Annotated in this window: 2 protein-coding genes and 1 pseudogene; 1 reads left to right on the forward strand and 2 read right to left on the reverse strand. The window is 52.6% G+C overall.

The window, feature by feature from the left end:
• Window positions 1-400 precede the first annotated feature (400 nt).
• Together EXE44_RS16560 and EXE44_RS16565 are read right to left on the reverse strand one after the other, a co-directional pair.
• Entirely contained in the window at window positions 401-1000 is a 600-nt protein-coding gene (locus EXE44_RS16560; RefSeq protein WP_137694969.1) for a HalOD1 output domain-containing protein, read from the reverse strand.
• Between the two features lie 429 nt (window positions 1001-1429).
• A complete protein-coding gene (locus EXE44_RS16565) occupies window positions 1430-1642 on the reverse strand; it encodes a hypothetical protein (RefSeq protein WP_137717958.1) in 213 nt (70 codons plus the stop codon).
• 69 nt (window positions 1643-1711) lie between these two features.
• Here EXE44_RS16565 and EXE44_RS21145 point away from each other — a divergent pair.
• A pseudogene (locus EXE44_RS21145) lies at window positions 1712-2050 on the forward strand (hypothetical protein); the annotation flags it as partial.

Here is a 2050-nt window from a genome sequence, read left to right on the forward strand (position 1 = left end):
TGATCCCAGCCAACCGATAGCACACGCTCGGAATCGATCGGAACGAAAAGTTCCTGACGCGGAAGCCAGCGGTTATCATCCGGTGCGATTGGTCCGGCCACCCCGTCAGTTCGAACCGGCGCATCAGCCGTGAAACATCGCTTGATTAGAGCTGCGTCTGGTGAAGGGATTCGATCCGACCGACCCGTATGGCGTTCGGAACCGAACAACGGTGGGGACGGCTGTTCCGGCGAGTAAGCATTCTCAAGGTTGCTAGCATGCTCGTTGCGGTTCCGCCACACGGTAATCGCTGTGTCCCCCAGTGTGGTACGGATCGCATTCAGTGTCCGATCAATAGCCTACTGTCTCTTCCCGGTTGAGATCGATGCCGAGGTTGAACAGCGCGTCATCGGTCATCTCGTCACAGCTGGTCATCTGTCCGTGTTACCAGCGGTTCAGTCGAAGACGGCTGAGCGGTCAGGTCGTCAATCGATGTCTGAATGGCCCAGAGCTGCTCTACCACTGCCCAGAGCGGGTCGCCAAGTTTATTATCCGAAGTGTTGCTAGCGGCGGTCCAGACGTATTCTTCAGCCTCGGCGAGTGCCGCTGCCGCCACTTTGAGAGCCGCTTCGGTTGACTGTTGTGCGCGTGCGTCTGCTGACAGTCCATGGTGCGCTGGTCGTGAGCGGAACGTGTCTGCGTCGACGATCTTGATCCATCCGTCATGTGTAACAGTCACGAATACATCGCCGTATCGAAACGAAAGGGTCCCCTCTTCAATACGCGTTGTCGAACTATCTGGACCGCCAAACAGCAGGTTGATCGTGTCGGCGTTAATATATCTGTCGAGACGTCGAAGCTCTTTCGCATTTGTATTTTTAAACTCGGAGACAGCAGTGAATACTGCGTCGAGTGCTGACCGAGTAGTCGTCGGATCAAACCGGGTAACTAACGAGTTCGATTTCATAGGTCTGTAAACATACATAAATAGTGGATCAATATGTTTCGTTTCGCGGAACACTCCGGGTCTCATGGCCTATACCGGATATATACGTGTGCACAACTCTCGACAGACATCCGCTCGTACACTTCACGAGACAACCGCGATTATCGAACTAGTGACAGACTAACGGGCCTAGAGCGGAAACCCGCGTGACTCGATGGTCCCTTCGAGCCACGCGTTTTGCCTCTGACAGATACCTCACTTCGTCGATAGTGTCAACCTGGTCTAAGGGTCGACAGTGATCAATCAGTCGAAGAAAATTTATTTTCTTTGGCGGAACAGTCCGGTATCGAACAAAAGAATCGAATATTTGGGGGTGAGAATACCAGTAGACTGCTCTGTTGAATCCGCAGAAGGAATCGGGATCGAGTCGCTCTGTACTCGGTTCGGGAGCGCTGCCGAGAGAATTCAGAGATGGAATCTTAGCAGAGGGAGTGAGGATCGAGATCACTGGGTGGATCGATCCAACTCCTCGACGATGTAGAGCGAGATAATCGCCTCTTCAGCGATCGCGATCCCGGTGCCGTCACCGGATTCAACAGAGCAGATAAATCCAAATAATTTGCTAATAATCAAGTCGGATCGACTATCGGGTCCAAGAGTAGCGATCGACCACTCGTCGATAAAATCCAAATGACAGAGATAGAGTAAGTAGACCACTTTACTGTTAACCGCCTCAGAAATCACATGTACTGTTCTGACGACTCAACTCGCGACGAGCGTCTGTGAATGCGCTCTCTGTGTGAAGCGTACCAACTGGGGATTACTATTCGGAACAAGCTCAAAGAAACCGATCTCGTCACCGCGTTCGAGAAGCTCGATCATTCGATAGATGCTATCGAAGACGGGTATCCAGCGTGGCATCCTGCGCCGCTCTCCTTTCGCGCAATGGTTCTCTCGTTCGTGTTCATGGAGATAACGGGTGACTCATACGCCAACTTCACTCGACGACTCACCCGACAACCGGAAGTAGCGACTATTCTCGGCTTCAGTCGAGTGCCCGACGAATCAGCATTCTCTCGTGCGTGGCGAAATCGATTCGACGACGCGACCCACGAATACATCCAC

Source organism: Halorubrum sp. SS7, assembly GCF_005435055.1.
Taxonomy (GTDB): domain Archaea; phylum Halobacteriota; class Halobacteria; order Halobacteriales; family Haloferacaceae; genus Halorubrum; species Halorubrum salinarum.